Annotated in this window: 16 protein-coding genes; 14 read left to right on the plus strand and 2 right to left on the minus strand. The window is 57.1% G+C overall.

Translation table 11 applies throughout. The annotated features are described in order from the left end of the window. Window positions 1-12 precede the first annotated feature (12 nt). From ACQQ2Q_RS16440 to ACQQ2Q_RS16470, 7 genes are all read left to right on the plus strand, one after another. A complete protein-coding gene (locus ACQQ2Q_RS16440; RefSeq protein ID WP_428188189.1) occupies window positions 13-2,997 on the plus strand; it encodes a 2-oxoglutarate dehydrogenase E1 component in 2,985 nt (994 codons plus the stop codon). 58 nt (window positions 2,998-3,055) lie between these two features. Next, window positions 3,056-4,285, plus strand: a complete 1,230-nt coding sequence (odhB, locus tag ACQQ2Q_RS16445) for a 2-oxoglutarate dehydrogenase complex dihydrolipoyllysine-residue succinyltransferase (RefSeq protein WP_428188190.1) — start codon at window positions 3,056-3,058, stop codon at window positions 4,283-4,285. 11 nt (window positions 4,286-4,296) lie between these two features. Beyond that, the gene (locus ACQQ2Q_RS16450; RefSeq protein ID WP_428188191.1) at window positions 4,297-4,710 is read left to right on the plus strand and encodes an MAPEG family protein; all 414 of its coding nucleotides are present in this window, start codon (window positions 4,297-4,299) and stop codon (window positions 4,708-4,710) included. Next, window positions 4,707-5,351, plus strand: a complete 645-nt coding sequence (locus tag ACQQ2Q_RS16455; protein ID WP_428188192.1) for a LysE family transporter — start codon at window positions 4,707-4,709, stop codon at window positions 5,349-5,351. The genes ACQQ2Q_RS16450 and ACQQ2Q_RS16455 overlap by 4 nt, the downstream gene beginning before the upstream one ends. Window positions 5,352-5,365: 14 nt before the next feature. Beyond that, window positions 5,366-6,118: an SDR family oxidoreductase gene (locus ACQQ2Q_RS16460; protein WP_428188193.1), complete on the plus strand. Its 753-nt coding sequence runs from the start codon at window positions 5,366-5,368 to the stop codon at window positions 6,116-6,118. A 24-nt stretch (window positions 6,119-6,142) separates the two neighbouring features. After that, window positions 6,143-7,549 carry a dihydrolipoyl dehydrogenase gene (gene lpdA / locus ACQQ2Q_RS16465; RefSeq protein ID WP_428188194.1) on the plus strand — a complete coding sequence of 469 codons (1,407 nt, stop codon included), beginning with the start codon at window positions 6,143-6,145 and terminating at the stop codon, window positions 7,547-7,549. Window positions 7,550-7,665: 116 nt separating this feature from the next. Then, window positions 7,666-8,160, plus strand: coding sequence for a cytochrome b (locus ACQQ2Q_RS16470; RefSeq protein WP_428188195.1), 495 nt, complete (start codon window positions 7,666-7,668; stop codon window positions 8,158-8,160). A gap of 21 nt (window positions 8,161-8,181) precedes the next feature. On the opposite strand, the gene ACQQ2Q_RS16475 is transcribed toward ACQQ2Q_RS16470, so the two are convergent. Both ACQQ2Q_RS16475 and ACQQ2Q_RS16480 read right to left on the minus strand, forming a co-directional pair. After that, window positions 8,182-9,264 (minus strand): TraB/GumN family protein, encoded by a 1,083-nt coding sequence (locus tag ACQQ2Q_RS16475; protein WP_428188317.1) that lies wholly within the window; start codon window positions 9,262-9,264, stop codon window positions 8,182-8,184. A 92-nt stretch (window positions 9,265-9,356) separates the two neighbouring features. Continuing rightward, window positions 9,357-10,292: a tyrosine recombinase XerC gene (locus ACQQ2Q_RS16480; RefSeq protein WP_428188196.1), complete on the minus strand. Its 936-nt coding sequence runs from the start codon at window positions 10,290-10,292 to the stop codon at window positions 9,357-9,359. 142 nt (window positions 10,293-10,434) lie between these two features. Between ACQQ2Q_RS16480 and ACQQ2Q_RS16485 the strand changes: the two genes are divergently transcribed. The 7 genes from ACQQ2Q_RS16485 (at window position 10,435) to atpD (ending at window position 18,898) form a co-directional block, all read left to right on the plus strand. Further along, window positions 10,435-11,373 (plus strand): GNAT family N-acetyltransferase, encoded by a 939-nt coding sequence (locus ACQQ2Q_RS16485; protein WP_428188197.1) that lies wholly within the window; start codon window positions 10,435-10,437, stop codon window positions 11,371-11,373. An 89-nt stretch (window positions 11,374-11,462) separates the two neighbouring features. Further along, window positions 11,463-13,670, plus strand: coding sequence for a primosomal protein N' (locus ACQQ2Q_RS16490; protein WP_428188198.1), 2,208 nt, complete (start codon window positions 11,463-11,465; stop codon window positions 13,668-13,670). An 83-nt stretch (window positions 13,671-13,753) separates the two neighbouring features. Beyond that, window positions 13,754-14,137, plus strand: a complete 384-nt coding sequence (locus ACQQ2Q_RS16495) for a DUF4345 domain-containing protein (protein WP_428188199.1) — start codon at window positions 13,754-13,756, stop codon at window positions 14,135-14,137. A 259-nt stretch (window positions 14,138-14,396) separates the two neighbouring features. Continuing rightward, on the plus strand, window positions 14,397-14,957 hold the full coding sequence (locus ACQQ2Q_RS16500; RefSeq protein ID WP_428188200.1) for a F0F1 ATP synthase subunit delta: 561 nt from the start codon (window positions 14,397-14,399) through the stop codon (window positions 14,955-14,957). Continuing rightward, window positions 14,957-16,486 carry a F0F1 ATP synthase subunit alpha gene (gene atpA, locus ACQQ2Q_RS16505; protein WP_428188201.1) on the plus strand — a complete coding sequence of 510 codons (1,530 nt, stop codon included), beginning with the start codon at window positions 14,957-14,959 and terminating at the stop codon, window positions 16,484-16,486. The genes ACQQ2Q_RS16500 and atpA overlap by 1 nt, the downstream gene beginning before the upstream one ends. A 30-nt stretch (window positions 16,487-16,516) precedes the next feature. Further along, a complete protein-coding gene (locus tag ACQQ2Q_RS16510) occupies window positions 16,517-17,395 on the plus strand; it encodes a F0F1 ATP synthase subunit gamma (RefSeq protein ID WP_428188202.1) in 879 nt (292 codons plus the stop codon). Window positions 17,396-17,419: 24 nt separating this feature from the next. After that, window positions 17,420-18,898, plus strand: coding sequence for a F0F1 ATP synthase subunit beta (gene atpD / locus ACQQ2Q_RS16515; RefSeq protein ID WP_428188203.1), 1,479 nt, complete (start codon window positions 17,420-17,422; stop codon window positions 18,896-18,898). Window positions 18,899-18,955: the final 57 nt, after the last annotated feature.

Below are 18,955 nucleotides of genomic sequence, written 5' to 3' on the forward strand. Positions count from 1 at the left end.
TCGCGTATCATCATGGGTAGGCAAGAAGCCAACGAGCAGTTTCAGATCACGTCCTTTCTCGACGGTGCCAATGCAGCCTATATCGAGCAGCTTTATGCGCGATATGAAGAAGATCCTGCATCAGTGTCCGACGAGTGGCGCGCATTTTTCAAGGCATTGGCCGATAATCCGGACGATGTGAAGAAAGCCGCAGCCGGTGCGTCATGGAAGCGAGATAACTGGCCAGTCGCGGAAGGTGGCGATCTTGTGTCGGCACTGGACGGAGACTGGGCTGAAGTCGAGAAGGCTGTCGAAAAGAAGGTGAAGGCCAAGGCCGAAACCTCCGGTAAACCCGTTTCTGAAACAGAAGTCCTTCAGGCGACCCGCGATTCGGTGCGCGCCATCATGATGATCCGTGCTTATCGTATGCGCGGACACCTTCATGCCAATCTCGATCCGCTGGGTCTTGCTGCTCCGGTCGACGACTACAATGAACTGTCGCCTGCTGCTTATGGCTTTACCGAAGCCGATTACAGCCGCCGGATTTTCATCGACAATGTTCTTGGTCTCGAATACGCGACCATTCCCGAAATGCTCGATATTCTGAAGCGGACCTATTGTTCCACGCTCGGTGTCGAGTTCATGCATATCTCAAACCCGGAAGAAAAGTCCTGGATTCAGGAGCGCATCGAAGGCCCCGGCAAGGGCGTTGAATTTACGCCGAACGGCAAGAAAGCGATTCTCGCAAAACTGGTCGAGGCTGAAGGCTTCGAGCAGTTCATCGACGTCAAGTACAAAGGCACCAAGCGCTTCGGTCTCGACGGTAGTGAGTCGCTGATCCCTGCCCTTGAGCAGATCATCAAGCGCGGTGGTTCCGAAGGCCTTGAGCAGGTCGTACTCGGCATGGCCCACCGTGGCCGTCTCAATGTTCTCTCGCAGGTGATGGGCAAGCCCCATCGCGCGATCTTCCATGAGTTCAAAGGCGGCTCGTTCAAGCCTGACGAAGTCGAGGGTTCTGGCGACGTCAAGTATCACCTCGGCGCTTCGTCGGACCGCGAATTTGACGGCAACACAGTCCACCTGTCTTTGACGGCCAACCCGTCGCATCTTGAGATCGTCAATCCTGTCGTTATGGGCAAAGCCCGTGCCAAGCAGGACCAGCTTGCCAAGGTGATGGACGGCGATATCGTACCGCTTAAAGAGCGCGCCAAGGTCCTACCGCTGCTGCTCCATGGTGATGCAGCCTTCGCAGGCCAAGGCGTCGTCGCGGAAGTCCTCGGCCTGTCGGGCCTGCGCGGTCACCGTGTTGCCGGTACCATGCATTTCATCATCAACAACCAGATCGGTTTCACGACCAATCCGGCGTTTTCGCGTTCGTCGCCCTATCCGTCGGATGTGGCAAAGATGATCGAAGCGCCGATCTTCCATGTTAACGGCGACGATCCGGAAGCGGTCACTTATGCCGCGAAGATCGCAACCGAATACCGGATGAAGTTTCACAAGCCTGTCGTCGTCGACATGTTCTGCTATCGCCGCTATGGCCATAACGAGGGCGATGAGCCTGCGTTCACGCAGCCCAAGATGTACAAGGCGATCCGTCAGCACAAGACAGTGACCGAAGTCTATGCCGCGCGTCTGATTGCCGAAGGCCTGATCAGTGAAGGCGAATTCGAAAAGATGAAAGCCGACTGGCGCGCTCATCTCGAGCAGGAGTTCGAGGCAGGCCAGTCCTACAAGCCCAACAAGGCTGACTGGCTGGATGGCGTGTGGTCCGGTCTTCGCACTGCCGACAATGCCGATGAGCAGCGTCGTGGCAAGACGGCCGTGCCAATGAAGACATTGAAGGAAATCGGTCGCAAGCTATCGACCATTCCCGAAGGCTTCCAGGCCCACCGTACAATCAAGCGCTTCATGGATAACCGCGCCCAGATGATCGAAACGGGTGAAGGTCTCGATTGGGCAATGGCGGAAGCCCTTGCATTCGGCACACTTTGCTATGAAGGCACCAAGGTTCGTCTGTCCGGTCAGGACTGTGAACGCGGCACCTTCTCGCAGCGGCATTCGGTCCTGTACGATCAGGAGACAGAAGAGCGCTTTATCCCGCTGTCCAATCTGGCTCCCAATCAGGGACGATATGAGGTCATCAATTCGATGCTGTCGGAAGAGGCAGTTCTCGGTTTCGAATACGGTTACTCGTTGGCCCGTCCGAGCGCGTTGACACTCTGGGAAGCCCAATTCGGCGACTTCGCCAACGGTGCCCAGGTGGTGTTCGACCAGTTCATCTCTTCGGGTGAACGCAAATGGCTTCGCATGTCTGGCCTCGTCTGCCTCCTGCCGCATGGCTATGAAGGTCAGGGTCCGGAACATTCGTCTGCGCGCCTTGAACGCTGGCTGCAGATGTGTGCCGAAGACAATATGCAGGTTGCCTACTGCACCACGCCTGCCAACTATTACCACATCCTGCGTCGCCAGATGAAGCGTGACTTCCGCAAGCCGCTGATTCTGATGACTCCTAAGTCCCTGCTGCGCCACAAGCGTGCCCAGTCGAGCCTCTCCGAGCTTGGCGGCGAGTCGTCGTTCCACCGTCTTTTGTGGGATGATGCCGAGGTCATCAAGGATGGTCCGATCAAGCTGCAGAAGGACAACAAGATCCGTCGCGTCGTCATGTGCTCGGGCAAGGTCTATTATGATCTTCTGGAAGAACGTGAGAAGCGCGGCATCGACGATATCTATTTGCTGCGTATCGAACAGCTCTATCCTTTCCCGGCCAAGGCGCTGATCAACGAGCTCAGCCGTTTCCGCAATGCGGAGATGGTCTGGTGCCAGGAAGAGCCCAAGAATATGGGTGCCTGGTCGTTCATCGATCCATATCTGGAATGGGTTCTTGCCCATATCGATGCCAAGTACCAGCGCGTGCGTTACACCGGTCGTCCTGCAGCCGCATCGCCGGCAACAGGCCTGATGTCCAAACATCTGGCTCAGCTTGAGGCCTTCCTCGAGGATGCGCTGGGGGGCTGATTGCTTCCCTTCGCCGACCATTCGACAGAAACAGAACCTGATCAACGGAATTGATATCATGGCTACTGAAATCCGCGTCCCCACTCTGGGTGAGTCCGTTAGCGAAGCCACAATCGGCACCTGGTTCAAGAAGGTTGGCGATACGGTCAAGGCCGATGAGCCGCTTGTTGAGCTTGAAACCGACAAGGTGACCGTTGAAGTTCCGGCACCGGCGTCCGGCGTGCTGACCGAAATCGTTGCTGCTGAAGGCGAGACGGTCGGTCTCGATGCTCTGCTCGGCCAGATCGGTGAGGGCGACGGTTCCGCCGCTGCTCCGGCTGCTGAAAAGCCAGCCGAAAAGCCTGCTGCCGCCGCACCGGCTGAAGCTGCTGCTCCTGCGGCCGCTGCTTCCGGCTCTTCGATGCCCGCTGCGCCTGCGGCTTCCAAGATGATGGCTGAAAACAACATCAGCGCCGACCAGGTCGATGGTTCCGGCAAGCGCGGTCAGGTGCTCAAGGGCGACGTGATTGCAGCCATGGCCAAAGGGTCGACAGCTTCTGCTCCGGCCCCGTCCGCCGCGCAGCGTGCACCGTCTTCAGCCGATGATGCGAGCCGCGAAGAGCGCGTCAAGATGACCCGCCTGCGCCAGACCATCGCCAAGCGCCTCAAGGATGCGCAGAACACGGCCGCCATGTTGACCACCTATAACGAGGTGGACATGACCGCGGTCATGGATCTTCGCAAGAAGTACAAGGACATTTTCGAGAAGAAGCACGGCGTGAAGATGGGCTTCATGGGCTTCTTCACCAAGGCAGTCACGCATGCGCTGAAGGAAATTCCTTCCGTCAATGCTGAGATCGATGGCACCGATATCGTCTACAAGAACTTCTGCCACATCGGCATGGCCGTCGGTACCGACAAGGGCCTCGTTGTTCCTGTGATCCGTGATGCCGATCAGCTTTCGATCGCTGGCGTCGAGAAGGAACTTGGCCGTCTTGCCAAGGCTGCTCGCGATGGCGCTCTTAGCATGGCCGACATGCAGGGTGGCACATTCACCATCACCAACGGTGGCGTCTATGGTTCGCTGATGTCTTCGCCGATCCTGAATGCACCGCAGTCGGGTATCCTCGGCATGCACAAGATCCAGGAACGTCCTGTTGCCATCGGTGGCCAGGTGGTGATCCGTCCGATGATGTATCTGGCACTGTCCTACGATCACCGTATCGTTGACGGCAAGGAAGCGGTTACCTTCCTGGTGCGCGTCAAGGAAAGCCTGGAAGATCCGGAACGTCTGGTTCTCGATCTCTAAGGAGTGCTTTGATGGATCCCTCTTCGGCGGATGCTGCGCAACTTCTGATCGTGCTGGCAGGCAGCGTCATTCTTCTGGTGTTCCATGTCCTGCTACAAGGGGGGCTCGCAACGCGTGAGCTCGGCGTCGATTGGAATGCTGGGCCGAGAGACGGGAACCAGCAGCCCAAGGGCAAACTTCCGGGGCGCGCTGCGCGCGCTTCCGAAAACTATCGTGAAACTTATCCGGCTTTCATTTCTCTTGCGGCAGCACTTTTCTTCACGGGTGATGTATCCGGTTTGGGCATCGTGGGGGCATGGATCTGGTTCCTCTGCCGGCTCGTCTATATCCCTCTCTATCTCGCCGGTATCGCCTATATCCGGTCGCTAGTCTGGCTGGCTTCCCTTCTCGGCCTGCTCCTGATGATCATCGGAGTATTCTTATGACACATCAGTATCTTCTTGAGCTGGCTTCCCTGATGGCGATCTTCAGTTTCGGTATCGTCGCGCCGGGCGCGGATACTGCGATGGTGATGCGCCAGGCCGTCGTTCATGGCAGACGGGCCGCCATTCTCACGAGCTTTGGCATCGGCACCTCGCTCATGTTTCATGTCGCTTACACGATTTTGGGCCTCGGTCTCGTGATTTCCCAGTCGATCATGCTGTTCAACCTGATCAAGTGGGCGGGCGTTGCCTATCTGATCTATATCGGCATTCAGGCGCTTCGCGCTGGCTCCACATCTCTGGATGTTTCCGCCCTTGGAGATAAGCAGGAATTATCGCGGCAATCCACAGTCAAGGGATTCGTGCTCGGTTTCATGGCCAATGCCCTCAATCCGAAGCCGGTCTTCTTTTTTCTGTCGATCTTCTCCACGGTCGTTTCGCACGATACGCCGGCCTCGGTGAAATTCGCCTACGGCCTGGTTATGGCAGGCTGCCTGATCGCCTGGTTCGTCGCCATGTCCTTCGTGCTGACGATACCGCGTATGCGGGCGATCTTTCAGCGGTCCTCAAAATGGATCAATCGCGCAAGCGGAATGGTCTTCATCGCGTTCGGATTGAAACTTGCGGCGCAGAAGGCGTCGTGAGGGAGGAATTGCTGATGGATCAAAATCCTGTTCTCCTCGTCACTGGTGCAAGCCGTGGCATTGGCGCCGCCGTTGCATCGAAGGCCGCCGAACAGGGGTGGACTGTACTTGTCAATTATGTGCAGAACGAAAGTGCGGCCAGGTCTGTCGCTGACCAAATCACCGCAAACGGCGGCAGCTCCCGTATCGTTCAGGGTGATACCGGCACGGAAGAGGGAATTGCCGCCATCTTCGCCGCCGTGGACCGTGAGTTCGGACGTATCGATGGGCTCGTCAACAATGCTGGTGTAGTCGACCAGACGGCTCGTGTAGACGAGATGTCCCGGGAACGGCTGGAGCGCATGTTCGCAATCAATGTGATAGGCAAGATCCGCTGTGCTACCGAAGCCGTCAAACGCATGTCCACCCGCCATGGTGGCAAGGGTGGCGTCATCGTCAATATCTCCTCCATGGCCGCCGTCCTCGGGAGCGCCGGACAATATGTGGACTATGCGGCGGCCAAGGGTGCCGTCGATACCTTCACCATCGGGCTGTCCCGCGAGGTCGCGGCGGAAGGTATTCGCGTCAATGGAATCCGACCCGGTATCATCAATACTGATATTCACGCCTCCGGCGGTCTGCCGGAGCGTGCGCGGGACCTGGCACCAACGGTGCCCATGCAACGCACCGGAACGGCGGAGGAAGTGGCGGATGCGGTTGTTTACCTCATCTCGTCCCGTGCCTCCTACGTGACCGGTGCAATCTTGAATGTGAGCGGCGGCAGATAGCGCCGAAATCGAAGGACGTCATCCATGGCTTATGATCTTGTTGTAATCGGAAGCGGCCCCGGCGGCTATGTCTGCGCAGTCAAGGCTGCTCAGCTTGGTCTGAAGGTCGCGGTGATCGAGAAGCGCGCTACCTATGGCGGCACATGCCTGAATATCGGCTGCATTCCATCAAAGGCGCTGCTGCACGCATCCGAAATGTTCCATCATGCCGGTCATGGGATGGAAGCTCTGGGCGTTGAGGTTGCCGCGCCAAAGCTCAATCTTGGAAAGATGATGGAGCACAAGGAAGCCACCATAAAATCCAACGTCGATGGCGTGGCCTTCCTGTTCAAGAAGAACAAGATTGACGGCTTTATCGGAACGGGCAAGATCGTTGCCGCCGGCAAGGTTTCGGTCACAGCCGACGATGGCAAGGTCGAAGAGCTTGAAACGAAGAACATCGTCATCGCGACGGGGTCAGATGTTGCGGGCATTCCCGGTGTTTCTGTCGACATCGACGAGCAGGTGATCGTTTCCTCTACCGGCGGTATCTCGCTGTCAAAGGTGCCGGAGAAGATGGTTGTCGTCGGTGGTGGCGTGATCGGGCTTGAACTTGGGTCGGTATGGATGCGCCTCGGATCCAAGGTGACGGTTGTCGAATACCTCGACAATATTCTCGGTGGCATGGATGGGGAAGTGTCCAAGCAGTTCCAGCGCATGCTGGCCAAGCAGGGCATGGAATTCAATCTCGGTGCCAAGGTAACCGGTGTTGAAAGGGCGGAGTCGGGCGCAAAGGTTACCTTCGAGCCAGTCAAGGGCGGCGATGCCACGACGATCGACGCGGATGTCGTTCTCATTGCAACGGGCCGCAAGCCTTACACGGCTGGTCTCGGCCTCGAAGAAGCCGGTGTTGTGCTCGACAATCGTGGGCGTGTGGAAATCGATGCGCATTTCAAGACCAATGTCGACGGCATCTATGCCATCGGTGATGTGGTCAAGGGACCGATGCTGGCGCACAAGGCTGAAGACGAGGGCGTGGCGCTCGCTGAAATCCTGGTCGGTCAGCACGGGCATGTGAATTACGACATCATTCCGGGCGTCGTCTACACCCAGCCGGAAGTTGCCTCCGTCGGCAAGACCGAGGAAGAGCTGAAGGCAGCAGGCGTTTCCTACAAGGTTGGCAAATTCCCCTTCATGGCGAATGGCCGTGCGCGTGCCATGCTGGCAACTGACGGCTTCGTGAAGGTTCTTGCCGACAAGGAAACAGATCGCGTGCTTGGTGTTCACATCGTTGGCCTGGGCGCCGGCGAAATGATCCATGAAGCGGCTGTGCTCATGGAGTTCGGCGGATCCTCTGAGGATCTGGGACGCACCTGCCACGCCCATCCAACAATGTCGGAGGCCGTGAAGGAAGCGGCCATGGCGACATTCTTCAAGCCAATCCATATGTAATTCTGTATTTTCGAATTTAACTGTATTTATATAAGAGCCGCGTCTTGCAAGCCAAGACGCGGCTCTTGTCGTTGATGAGGGCGTTTCAAGCGAAGTATTTGACAAAGGTCAATAAAATGCCGAGTTCTAACTCCTACAGCATCCCTCAGAAAGCGCTGCACTGGACCATGGCCGCGCTGATCTTCTTCAACCTTATCCTCTCGGATGGGATGGAAATCTGGAACAGAACAGTTTCCCGTGGGGAAACGCCGACAGTGGACCAGATTTCGTCTGCCAATATTCATGCCTATGTGGGCATCGCCGTTCTCTGTCTTGCGATCCTGCGTCTTTTATTGCGCCTCTTTCAGGGCGGCCCATCGGTGCCGGCTAATGAGCCGCCGCTTGCCAAGATTGCTGCCAAGGTCACGCATGTGACGTTTTATCTGCTATTCTTCCTTTTGCCTCTGACCGGCATTGGGCGCTACTATTTTGGTAACGAGACAGCGGGCGAACTGCATGGCGGGCCATTGAAGCTGGTCTTGTGGGCGCTGATTGTTCTGCACATCCTCGCTGTCCTCGTTCATCACTTCATTTGGAAGACCGATGTGGCCACGCGGATGACGAAGGGCTGAGGCATTATCTGCTTGTGGAGGTCACTGCGTCACCGCGGTGACCTTGAAGCCCTTGTCTCGCAACAGCTCCACCAGACCTTCGTCGCCCGGCAAGTGCAGAGCGCCAACGGCAATAAACACGTTGCCTTCTTCCAGGATAGGCGTGCTGCGATCTGCCATCACATGGTTTCGGTCTGTGATGATCCGCTTTTCGAAGTCTGCGTAGGCGCTATCGTCTTTTTCGCCCGTCGGAGCGGTTGCCTCCAGCATGGGCATGGTCATGCCGATGTCACCGGACAGATAGAGCTCCGTCATGGTGTACATGACATCCTGCATCTTATCCCCGAGCGCCAATGTTTCGATCAGTGCCTGAAGGTGGAATGATGTTGGTAATTCACTCATGGCCGTCAGCTGTTCGACCAGGGTTTCCAGACCCTTGACCTGTTTGCCATCCGCGATGGCATCCTCGGCGATTTTTTTGTCCAGGAACGATGCGCCTTGGGCTTTGCGGGCGAGTTCACAGGCTGGCATTGCGACGAAACTTGCGATCATCCATGGCTGCATGCGCGACACGGCCTCAAGCGGTATGCCACGTTCTGCCAAGCCGGCTTTTAATTCGGCAGTCTCGTTATTGTCGAGGAAATCGCTGATCGTCTTTCCATTGGTAAACATGGAGAGCTCAGGCTTCATGAGAATCGAAGCGGCGGCCTTCTTCTCGTCCAGTATCTCGTCAGACTCGATCACGACTGTCGCCGATTTGTCGAAAGCCGACTTGGCGCCGGCTGGCATAACCAGCACACGCGGGTCGGTCACATGCATTGTGCCAAGCAACCACGAGGGCTCAAGCCCTGGCTTCTCGATCTTCCAGAGCAGGCCCTTGCCGTTTGGCACGGCGTCGCCTTTGTCCACGATTGCCTGATAAGCTGGCGGATCATTCTGCTTCAATTCCTGAAGCAGATCGGTGCCGCGGCATAACGCGCCGTCGTCAGCACGCGCCGACGACAGTGTGGAAAATGTCAAAAATAACGTGAGGAGCAGTGCCAGGGGCAACAGAGTTGCCAGCAACAGCAGGGCATCTGTAACCTTTTGAACAATGTGGGATGCCGTGAAGGCATCGGTGCGCATTACCGTCATGGTCGCTCAATTCCTCTGGGTATTGCGGGCAAGATAAGCCCGATGCCCTCATGTTCCTTTAATGGACGTGGTTAACGCTGGCCTCAGGCGCGAGGATGGGCTCGCTGATAGACCTCCATCAGACGTACCGAATCGATGCCGGTGTAGACCTGCGTCGTCGATAGCGAGGCGTGGCCCAGAAGTTCCTGTATGGTTCGCAGGTCGCCACCACCGGCCAAGAGATGCGTTGCGAAAGAATGCCGCAATGCGTGCGGCGTCGCCGTATCCGGAAGACCAAAGGCCGCGCGCAGCTTTTGCATGCCGCGCTGGATGATCGCCGGCTGAAGCTTGCCACCCTTGGCGCCACGGAAAATCGGCATGTGGTCATCAAGGTGGTATGGGCAGAGTTTCACATACTGGATCACGGCTTCGTGGACGACTGGAAGCAGCGGGACCACTCGCGTCTTGCCGCCCTTGCCCTCGATCCGCAGACTTGCCGCATTGGCCGGGATATCCATGGGGCGCAGCCCGAGTGCCTCGGATATGCGCAACCCGCAGCCATAGAGCAAAGCGAGCACCGCCGCATCACGAGCTGCAATCCAGGGTTCGTCGCTCATCTGCGTCTCTGATTCCATCAGCTTGAGCGCCTGGACGTCTGTCAGTGGTTTCGGCAGGGATTTTGGCTGGCGCGGCGAGCGGATGGCGCTTGCCCCTGCCGCGTTTACCAGGCCTTTGCGCTCAAGGTGGCGCAGAAAAGATCGGAGGCCAGCCAGATGACGTGCCAGCGAACGGGCGCCGGCGCCGGTCTTTCTGCGCATGGCCAGAAAGGCGCGCAGGTCCGCAGGACGCAACTCGGAGACATCCTTGACGCTTGGCGGTCCGCCCAGATGGGCGGTCAGAAATGTCAGGAAATGGCGGGTGTCCCGCTCGTACGCGTCGACGGTCAGCCGCGCCAGGCGGCGCTCATTGGATAGCCCATCGAGCCAGTCGGCGCGCTCGCTGACGAGGTCGGGTGCAGCGATCGTCAGTAATTCGGACAAAGGCAAACTCTTTGATATTCGTGTGCAGGTGTTCCACATTGCGCTTGAGCGGTTATAAAAAGGCTAACATCATCAGGGAACTGTCATCCTTCGATCACATTACATTGCGATAGAAATTCATCTGCAGACGTCGGGGTTTTGAATGGCGCGCCGAGATTCGATGACTGTGTTCGGGCAATTTGCCGAAGCAGTGGCTTTGGTTTCCCAAGGGCAACCAGGACATATTGTAGATACATTGATTGCAGAGCGTGGCGAAAAGCTCGTCAAGCATCCACTTTGGCCCGCGATGCGACCGTTTCTGTACACATTGCTTCGCTATGGGAAGGCGATCGAGTTCGCCGATGATGTCGCCAATATGCCGGGCTTCCAGGCGTTCGAATATCTCAGCCGCATCCTTCAACTCGACATCCGCGTCAAAAATGCCGAGCGCATCCCGAAGTCGGGTGGCTTTATGATGGTCAGTAATCATCCGACGGGGATTGCTGACGGTGTCGCAGTATTCGATCTGCTGAAGGATCGCCGGCCGGACATGATGTTCTTTGCCAATCGTGACGCTATTCGCGTCAACCCCCGATTGGTGGAGATCATCATCCCGGTAGAGTGGCGGGATGAGCACAAGAGCAAGCTCAAGGCACGCGAGACGTTACAGATCACCAATCGCACCATCGAGGAGCAGAAGGCTGCGATCCTGTTTCCTTCAGGACGCATCGCTTACTGGGCCAATGGACGACTGAACGAGCGACCGTGGAAAAGCTCGGCTGTGGGCCTTGCGCGCAAATATGGCCTTCCGATCTTGCCTGTCCACATGACTGCGCGCAATTCCGGACTGTTTTATTGGTTCGCCAAATGGTCGACCGAGTTACGCGATATGACCGTTTTCTATGAACTTCTGAACAAGAAGGGTGATTGCTTCGACTTCACTATCGGGAATCTCATTCAGCCAGACGCGCTGGAAGGCGACCTGACTGACGTGACTGCGGCACTCGAACGGCATACGGTGCACGCTCTGGCTCAAGATGGTGATGCGGTCTTTTCGCGGGGCATCAAAACTGCACCTCCAACGTCGGTGACGCAACGCTGACTTCCTTGCACAGGCGACTTGTGCTTCGACCAAGCGTTGAACGCATTTTCTGTTTCCTTTAATGCCCGTGCAATGCAAGTTGCTCGCCCATGAATGACGATTCTTCTGATCTGTTTGGAGCGGAAAGCCATCCGCCTGCCGTGCCGGTGCTCGTGCCGCTGCCCGCGCCGACGGCGTACAGCTATCGTATTCCCGATGGCATGACGTCGATAGCGCCGGGTTCGATCGTGCAGGTGCCCCTCGGACCGCGCCAGGTCGTTGGCGTTGTGTGGGATGAAGCGGACGGGCCAGCGGTAGATCCGAAGAAACTGCGCTCGATCACCAAAGTCTTTGATTGCCCTCCACTGGATAAGGACATGCGTTCTTTTCTGGACTGGGTCTCTGCCTACACTTTGTCACCGCCTGGACTGGTGACACGCATGTCGCTGCGCGCCCCTGCTGCTTTTGATCCCGAACCGATGATTGAAGGTTTGAGGTTTGCAGGTGTGGAGCCGGAGAAATTGACGCCGGCGCGCCGCAAGGTGCTGGAGCTTGCTGGAGACGGCCTGTCCTGGACCCGTGGCGGCCTTGCCAATGCCGCCGGGGTGTCGCTCAGCGTCGTTGACGGACTGACCAAGCATGGGGTTTTCGAAACTGTTTTCCTGCCGCCGCCGCCGCTGGTGGCAAAGCCTGACCCGGATTTTGCTCCGGCGCGGCTGCAAGGACCGCAGCTGGATGCCGCCAAGGAAATCTGCGAAGAATCGATTGCCGACACGTTTTCCGTGACGGTAATCGATGGCGTCACCGGCTCCGGCAAGACGGAAGTCTATTTCGAGGCGATTGCCGAAACGCTGCGGCGGGGAAAGCAGGTTTTAATCCTTCTCCCTGAAATTGCGTTGACGGCAGACTTTCTCGAGCGGTTTCAGGATCGTTTCGGTGCCAAGCCTGGTGAGTGGCATTCGGATCTTGCAACCCGCACACGCGAGAAGGTGTGGCGTCAGGTCTCCACAGGAGAGATAAGGGTTGTGGCCGGTGCCCGATCTGCCCTCTTTCTACCCTTTGAGGATCTTGGTCTCATCATTGTCGACGAAGAACACGACCCGGCCTACAAGCAGGAAGACCGGGTGTTTTACAACGCTCGTGACATGGCTGTTGTCAGAGCGCGGATCGCCGGCTTTCCTGTCATTCTGGTCTCGGCGACGCCATCTGTTGAGACGCAGGTCAATTGCCTGAATGGTCGCTATCGCCGCGTCCATCTTCCAACGCGCTTTGCCGATGCCGCGTTGCCCGATCTTCATCTCGTCGATATGCGACGTCATCCACCTGAACGCGGCGGGTTTCTCTCGCCGATCCTGGTGAAGGCAGTGGGTAAAGCTGTCGAGCGTGGCGAGCAGGCGCTGCTGTTTCTCAATCGGCGCGGCTACGCTCCGCTTACTCTATGCCGCGTCTGCGGTCATCGCTTCCAGTGCCCACAATGTTCAAGCTGGCTCGTCGAACATCGGTTTCGCACGCAGATACAATGTCATCAGTGCGGCTATGCAGAACCTACACCAGATTCCTGCCCGGAATGCGGAACCTTGGACCATCTGGTGGCCTGTGGGCCGGGTGTCGAGCGGATCGCTGAAGAGGTGGAGAAGCATTTCCCGGATGCGCGGACTATCGTCCTTTCCTCGGATCTTGGCGGCGTGAAGCGTTTGCGGCTTGAATTCGAGGCCATCACCAAGGGACAGGCGGATATCGTCATTGGAACACAGCTTGTCGCCAAGGGTCATAACTTCCCCCTGATGACACTGGTCGGCATCGTTGACGCCGATATCGGTCTTGCCAATGGCGATCCGAGAGCCGCTGAGCGAACCTATCAATTGCTGTCGCAGGTTACGGGACGTGCGGGCCGTACCGGGCGCAAGAGCCATGGTCTTCTGCAGACATTCCAGCCGCAGCACCCCGTCATGCAGGCACTCGTGCTTGGAGACGGAGAGGCTTTCTACGACCGGGAGATCCATGAGCGGGAAAGGGCCAATCTGCCGCCCTATGGGCGACTGGCTTCAATCATCGTTTCAGCAGACAATCGTGCCGATGCAGAAACACATGCGCGCCAGTTGCGGCAGTCAGCGCCGGTAGTATCCGGCATTGCAATTCTGGGGCCGGCAGAAGCTCCGCTGGCCCTGATCCGTGGACGACACCGGTTCCGCCTGCTCATCCACGGACGCCGCAACAGCGATATGCAGTCGTTCCTCAAGGTCATGCTCGCAAACGGACCCAAGGAGCGGCGATCGATCAATGTTCAGGTCGACATCGATCCTCAGAGTTTTCTGTAGAGTTGTTGCAGCTCCGCCGCTTACGGATCGCGTGCATTCCATGCTACTAGCACCGAAACATTCGCACCACGCAGGGGACATCCATGGAATTCTACTTCCCGACCGAAACTGGCGAGCAGCTAGCATTCTGCAGCGCGGCCTTCACCATCCTCTTCGGGCTCATTCTCATGTTCGCGCCGGGGCTTTGCCTGGCATTTTTCGGCCTTCAAAGGCGTGGCAATCGCAATGAAGGACTTTCGGAAGCGCGCTCCATTGGTGGATTTTATGCCGGCAGCGGACTGGCTGCCGTGCTGTTGGCGCAGGACCTGATTTATCTGACAATCGGTGCCGCCTTTGCGATGGCGGCTTTCGCACGGATACTGTCGATCATGTCGGACTCCGCCAATAGCTGGCGCAATCTGCTACTCCTGATTGCGCAGGTCATTCTCGCCGCATTTCCACTGGTCTACGTCTTCCAACTGATCTGATATGGGGAAAAGCACATGAAATGCCGACTTCCCGTACAATTCGCCGTTATTTTGCCCCAGCGGTATTGTTCTTAAGGATTATTCCGGCCATACGCGTGTTGCGAGTCCTGACTTCCTATGCTAGACGGACCGCGAAATTCGGAAAATGCGAGTGAAGGATACTTGCGTTTCTGGGGGAAAAATAAACGATATCAAGTTGATAGGATATCCGTTCCACGGATGTCCAAGGCTTGGGTCATAATCAGGGAAACTTTTGCCCGTGGCAGACACATCCCAGCACATTTCCGGCGTGGCAGAGCGCTATGCGTCGTCGCTTTTCGAGCTTGCGCTTGAGGCCTCGGCGGTCGAATCCGTTGGAAGCGATCTGGATCAGTTCCAGGCCATGATCGACGGTAGCGACGACATGAAGCGCCTGGTGACCAGCCCGGTCTTCTCGGCTGCGGATCAGCGCAATGCCGTATCCGCGCTGGCCGACAAGGCTGGCCTTGGCGAGCTGACAACCAATTTCCTCAAGGTCGTAGCAGGCAACCGCCGTCTGTTCGCCGTATCGGGCATGATTGCGGGCTACCGTGATATCGCTGCCCGTCATCGCGGTGAATTGACAGCGGACGTTACGTCTGCGCACGAACTCGATGAAGAACAGACTAATCAACTGAAAGCGGCGCTGAAGGACATTACCGGCAAGGACGTGACGATCAATGTCACGGTCGATCCGTCGATCCTCGGTGGTCTGATCGTCAAGGTCGGGTCCCGTCAGATCGATTCTTCCCTTCGCACCAAACTTTCCACCCTTAAGCTTGCACTGAAAGAGGTTGGCTGATGGATATCCGCGCCGCGGAAATTTCCGCAATTCTAAAAGATCAAATCAAAGACTTTGGCAAGGAAGCTGAAGTTTCCGAAGTCGGCCAGGTGCTTTCCGTTGGTGACGGTATTGCCCGCGTTTACGGCCTCGACAACGTGCAGGCCGGTGAAATGGTCGAGTTCCCAGGCGGCATTCGCGGCATGGCACTCAACCTTGAATCCGACAATGTCGGTGTGGTTATCTTCGGTTCCGACCGTGACATCAAAGAAGGCGACACCGTCAAGCGGACTGGCGCCATTGTGGACGTGCCGGTCGGTCCGGAATTGCTGGGTCGCGTCGTTGACGCCCTTGGCAACCCAATCGACGGCAAGGGCCCAATCAACACGAAACAGCGCTCGCGCGTTGACGTGAAGGCTCCTGGCATCATTCCGCGCAAGTCGGTTCATGAGCCGATGTCGACCGGCCTTAAGGCTATCGATGCTCTGATCCCGGTTGGCCGTGGCCAGCGCGAGTTGGTTATCGGTGACCGTCAGACCGGCAAGACCGCGATCATTCTCGACACTATCCTGAACCAGAAGGCCATTCACGACAATGGACCGGACAGCGAGAAGCTGTTCTGCGTTTATGTTGCTATCGGCCAGAAGCGTTCGACCGTTGCGCAGTTCGTGAAGGTTCTTGAAGAACGTGGCGCTCTCAAATACTCGATCATCGTTGCTGCTACGGCTTCGGATCCGGCTCCAATGCAGTATCTGGCGCCATTTGCCGGTTGCACGATGGGCGAATATTTCCGTGACAAGGGTCAGCATGCGTTGATCGGTTACGACGATTTGTCCAAGCAGGCTGTTGCTTACCGTCAGATGTCGCTTCTTCTGCGTCGTCCTCCGGGCCGCGAAGCTTATCCTGGCGACGTTTTCTATCTCCATTCGCGTCTTCTCGAGCGCGCTGCCAAGCTGTCTGACGAGCGTGGCGCCGGTTCGCTGACGGCTCTGCCGGTGATCGAAACTCAGGGTAACGACGTTTCGGCATTTATTCCGACCAACGTGATCTCAATCACCGACGGTCAGATCTTCCTCGAGACCGATCTGTTCTATCAGGGTATTCGTCCGGCTGTTAACGTCGGTCTGTCGGTTTCCCGCGTGGGTTCTGCCGCTCAGATCAAGGCGATGAAGCAGGTTGCCGGCTCGATCAAGGGTGAGCTTGCCCAGTATCGTGAAATGGCTGCGTTCGCTCAGTTCGGTTCCGACCTCGATGCATCCACGCAGCGTCTGCTTAACCGCGGTGCGCGCCTGACTGAACTCTTGAAGCAGCCGCAGTTCTCGCCGCTCAAGACGGAAGAGCAGGTCGCTGTTATCTTCGCAGGTGTGAACGGTTACCTCGACAAGGTTGCTGTCAACCAGGTGAGCAAGTTTGAGCAGGGTCTTCTTTCCTACCTGCGTGCGGACGGCAAGGAAGTCCTTGACGCTATCCGTACCGAGAAGGCGCTCTCTGACGATGTTAAGACCAAGCTCAAGGCGGCGCTGGACACTTTCGCCAAGTCGTTCGCTTGAGGTTTAGTCTAGAAGGGACGGAATAAACGGATGCCTTCACTTAAGGATCTGAAAAACCGGATCGCCTCCGTCAAGGCTACGCAGAAGATCACCAAGGCGATGCAGATGGTCGCTGCGGCGAAGCTGCGTCGTGCCCAGGAAGCTGCGGAGGCCGCACGGCCCTATTCGCAGCGGATGGGTGCTGTCCTTGCGAATATCGCTCAGGCAGTCGGAGCCGATGATTCGGTTCCGGCGCTGATGACAGGCACCGGCAAGGACGACGTGCATCTGCTCGTGGTCTGCACAGCCGAACGTGGCCTGTGCGGTGGCTTCAATGCCCAAATCGCAAAGGCCGCCCGCGAACATGCTCGCAAGCTGATTGCACAGGGCAAAACGGTCAAGTTCTTCTGCGTTGGCAAGAAGGGCTTCGATGCACTTCGCCGTGAATTCGGGCCGATGATCGTCGAGCGCGCTGATCTTCGTGAAGTCAAGAGAATCGCCTTCGAGAACGCCGATGTGATCGCCAAGAAGGTGATCGACATGTTCAACAAAGGCGAGTTCGACGTCTGCACGCTGTTTTACTCGGAATTCAAGTCCGTGATCAGCCAGATTCCGACTGCACAGCAGCTGATCCCAGCGTCTGCCCCTGAGGCACCTGAGGAAAGCGGCGCATCTGCCGTCTACGAATATGAGCCGGATGCAGCATCGATCCTCGCGGATCTCATTCCGCGAAATATCTCGGTGCAGGTTTTCCGGGCGCTTCTCGAAAACGTTGCTGGTGAAATGGGTGCCAAGATGAGCGCCATGGACAATGCGACGCGCAATGCTGGTGAAATGATCAACAAGCTGACGCTTTCCTACAACCGTCAGCGTCAGGCGCAGATCACCAAGGAACTCATTGAAATCATTTCGGGCGCGGAAGCGCTCTGAGGTTAAGGAAAGAGGGTAAGACAAATGGCTAAGGCAGCTACCCCTAAAACTAAGGCAGCGAAGGCCGCTACCGGTTCTGTCGGCAAGGTGATCCAGGTCATCGGCGCTGTTGTTGACGTGGCTTTCGATGGCGAACTGCCGGCGATCCTGAACGCGCTGGAAACCCAGAACCAGGGCAACCGCCTTGTTCTGGAAGTGGCCCAGCACCTCGGTGAGAACCAGGTTCGCACGATTGCCATGGACTCGACCGAAGGTCTTGTTCGCGGTCAGGAAGTTGCCGACACTGGAGCACCGATCTCGGTTCCGGTTGGTAAGGAAACACTCGGTCGTATCATGAACGTCATCGGGGAGCCCGTTGATGAAGCTGGTCCGATCAAGACTTCTGGCACGCGCTCCATTCACCAGGACGCTCCTGCTTATATCGAGCAGTCGACAGAGTCTGAAATCCTCGTAACTGGCATCAAGGTCGTTGATCTTCTTGCTCCTTACGCCAAGGGCGGCAAGATCGGCCTGTTCGGCGGCGCCGGCGTTGGCAAGACGGTTCTGATCATGGAACTGATCAACAACGTGGCCAAGGCGCATGGCGGTTACTCGGTATTTGCCGGCGTTGGTGAGCGTACTCGTGAAGGTAACGACCTTTACCACGAAATGATCGAATCGAAGGTGAACCTCGACCCGACCGAAAACAACGGTTCGACCGAAGGTTCCAAGGCTGCCCTCGTTTACGGTCAGATGAACGAACCTCCGGGTGCTCGTGCTCGTGTTGCGCTGACGGGTCTGACGATCGCTGAATCCTTCCGTGATGAAGGTCAGGACGTATTGTTCTTCGTGGACAACATCTTCCGCTTTACGCAGGCTGGTTCGGAAGTTTCGGCTCTGCTAGGCCGTATTCCTTCGGCTGTGGGCTATCAGCCAACACTGGCGACCGACATGGGCCAGATGCAGGAGCGCATTACTTCGACGACCAAGGGTTCGATTACCTCGGTTCAGGCGATTTACGTTCCCGCCGATGACTTGACCGACCCGGCACCAGCAACCTCGTTCGCCCACCTGGATGCGACTACAACGCTGAACCGTTCGATTGCTGAAAAGGGTATTTACCCGGCAGTGGACCCACTGGACTCCACGTCGCGTATGCTCGACCCGATGATCGTTGGTGAAGAACACTACGAAGTTGCCCGTAAGGTTCAGTCGACCCTGCAGCGCTACAAGTCACTTCAGGACATCATCGCCATCCTCGGCATGGACGAACTGTCTGAAGACGACAAGCTTACTGTTGCGCGCGCCCGTAAGATCGAGCGCTTCCTGTCGCAGCCGTTCCACGTTGCTGAAATCTTCACAGGTTCGCCTGGCAAGCTGGTTTCTCTCGAAGATACCATCAAGGGTTTCAAAGGCCTTGCAGATGGCGAGTACGACCATCTTCCCGAAGCTGCCTTCTATATGGTTGGCACCATGGAAGAAGCGGTCGAGAAGGCCAAGAAGCTGGCTGCCGAAGCCGCTTGATAATGGAACGGGGGCGCTTTTCCGCGCCCCTTCCCAAACCTCATTTGAAGAAGTGAT

The sequence above is a fragment of the Agrobacterium sp. ES01 genome, from assembly GCF_050320885.1.
Lineage (GTDB): Bacteria > Pseudomonadota > Alphaproteobacteria > Rhizobiales > Rhizobiaceae > Allorhizobium.

Coding starts and splice junctions, on each gene's coding strand:
- ACQQ2Q_RS16440 (WP_428188189.1), top strand. CDS start 13: ATGGGTAGGCAAGAAGCCAACGAGCAGTTTCAGATCACGTCCTTTCTC.
- odhB (WP_428188190.1), top strand. CDS start 3,056: ATGGCTACTGAAATCCGCGTCCCCACTCTGGGTGAGTCCGTTAGCGAA.
- ACQQ2Q_RS16450 (WP_428188191.1), top strand. CDS start 4,297: ATGGATCCCTCTTCGGCGGATGCTGCGCAACTTCTGATCGTGCTGGCA.
- ACQQ2Q_RS16455 (WP_428188192.1), top strand. CDS start 4,707: ATGACACATCAGTATCTTCTTGAGCTGGCTTCCCTGATGGCGATCTTC.
- ACQQ2Q_RS16460 (WP_428188193.1), top strand. CDS start 5,366: ATGGATCAAAATCCTGTTCTCCTCGTCACTGGTGCAAGCCGTGGCATT.
- lpdA (WP_428188194.1), top strand. CDS start 6,143: ATGGCTTATGATCTTGTTGTAATCGGAAGCGGCCCCGGCGGCTATGTC.
- ACQQ2Q_RS16470 (WP_428188195.1), top strand. CDS start 7,666: ATGCCGAGTTCTAACTCCTACAGCATCCCTCAGAAAGCGCTGCACTGG.
- ACQQ2Q_RS16475 (WP_428188317.1), bottom strand. CDS start 9,264: ATGCGCACCGATGCCTTCACGGCATCCCACATTGTTCAAAAGGTTACA.
- ACQQ2Q_RS16485 (WP_428188197.1), top strand. CDS start 10,435: ATGGCGCGCCGAGATTCGATGACTGTGTTCGGGCAATTTGCCGAAGCA.
- ACQQ2Q_RS16490 (WP_428188198.1), top strand. CDS start 11,463: ATGAATGACGATTCTTCTGATCTGTTTGGAGCGGAAAGCCATCCGCCT.
- ACQQ2Q_RS16495 (WP_428188199.1), top strand. CDS start 13,754: ATGGAATTCTACTTCCCGACCGAAACTGGCGAGCAGCTAGCATTCTGC.
- atpA (WP_428188201.1), top strand. CDS start 14,957: ATGGATATCCGCGCCGCGGAAATTTCCGCAATTCTAAAAGATCAAATC.
- ACQQ2Q_RS16510 (WP_428188202.1), top strand. CDS start 16,517: ATGCCTTCACTTAAGGATCTGAAAAACCGGATCGCCTCCGTCAAGGCT.
- atpD (WP_428188203.1), top strand. CDS start 17,420: ATGGCTAAGGCAGCTACCCCTAAAACTAAGGCAGCGAAGGCCGCTACC.